The 328-nt window shown below is 59.1% G+C and carries 1 pseudogene; it reads left to right on the top strand.

What is annotated here, in order from left to right:
- Nucleotides 1-31: 31 nt before the first annotated feature.
- Nucleotides 32-262: pseudogene (locus CEY15_RS18020) on the top strand (integrase core domain-containing protein); the annotation flags it as partial.
- Between the last annotated feature and the right edge of the window lie 66 nt (nt 263-328).

The raw sequence follows: 328 nt of genomic DNA, 5'->3' as shown, positions 1-328 counted from the left end.
CGGCCCATCAGGCCCCCGATTAGCCGGATAAGCTCTGGACAACGCACTCATGGAGTCCACGATCGGGCTGTACAAGACCGAGCTGGTCGACTTAGAAACCACACGCAGGTGGACCGGACGCAATGAGGTCGAACGCGAGACCGCGGACTGGGTGAAGTGGTTCAACGACGAGCGACTGCACTCGGCGATCGACTACCGACCACCTGTCGAATACGAGGAGATGTACCGTTCCAAACAGGCGACCGAACCTCAGGCCGCTTGATTCAGCAAGACCCTCCGACGGAGCCAGTGCGGTTCAGTAGTGCCCCATATAGTGGTGTAACTCGGT

The sequence above is a fragment of the Dietzia natronolimnaea genome, assembly GCF_002289575.1.
Lineage (GTDB): Bacteria > Actinomycetota > Actinomycetes > Mycobacteriales > Mycobacteriaceae > Dietzia > Dietzia natronolimnaea_A.
The sequence above is the reverse complement of the archived record's forward strand: the minus strand, read 5'-3'. Positions and strand labels throughout refer to the sequence as shown.